Raw genomic sequence first — 1,021 nt, forward strand, 5'->3', positions numbered from 1 at the left:
TAAAGCAGAAAAAAGGCTTCCATTTAGGAAGCCTTATGTCGTTATGACTTAGTTACACTTGGCCTTTGCAGATGTTCTGCAAGCACCTTGGTAAAGCGCGCGGCTTCACCGCCGGTACAAGCTCTGTGGTCAAAGGTAATGGACAGCGGCATTGCTTTTACGGCCACGGCTTGACCGTTACGGATCACGACTCGGTCCACAATTCGTCCTGCACCGACAATCGCGACTTGCGGTGGCGAAACCACTGGTGTTGCGAAAATGCCGCCAATGGCCCCAAAGTTGGATAAAGTAATGGTTGCGTGTTGTAAGTCTTCTCGGCTGATCTTTCTGTCTCGGATGCCTTTGACGGTTTGATCGAGCCAGCGACGAACGTCTTGCGGTTCATACTCATCCGCGTGGCGAAGCACGGGGACATACAGTCCGTGACGGCTATCCACCGCTACACCAAGATTGACGGTAGGATGAACACAGCGCGTCATGGTTTCTGCATCGAACCAAGCGTTAAGAGCTGGCTCTTGCTGGCAAGCGTAAACGATAGCTTGTACCAGACGAATGCTGATGTCCTCGTTTGGCAACCAATCTTCCAATAACGCTTCTTCGGTAATGGTCACCGCTGCGACGTTTTGATGCGATTCTGCCATGGTCGAGACCATCGTACGGCGCGCTCCTTTGAGCACTTCAGTGCCAGGAACTTGTTTGCCTGCTTCTTCGTAAACATCGGCATCGACGATCAAACCGCTTGGTCCGCTACCGACCATCGTTTTCAAATCTACGCCTAGCTTTTTCGCTAGCAAACGCGCGGAAGGTAAAGCGGTGATGAGTTTGTCTGTTGATTTGTTGTGGCTGCCGCCCACCCAAAAATCATCAACATTTACGTTATGAGATTGGTGAGATACGGTGCCAACAACGGTTGCGGCATCGGCGGTTTGTCGTTTTTCCGCAGAGACAGTGTTTTCTGCGCCACTTTCGTCGATTTCTAGAAGTAGGGCGCCAATATTAATCACGTCGCCTTCTTCACCAT

General features: G+C 51.1%; 1 protein-coding gene. It reads right to left on the minus strand.

Going from position 1 to position 1,021, the window contains the following annotated elements; all coding sequences use genetic code 11:
- Nucleotides 1-41 precede the first annotated feature (41 nt).
- Nucleotides 42-1,021: dihydrolipoamide acetyltransferase family protein (locus R7O13_RS24670; RefSeq protein ID WP_318304910.1), on the minus strand; the 980-nt coding region annotated here is incomplete at its 5' end.

The organism is Vibrio sp. Y176 (genome assembly GCF_033438945.1).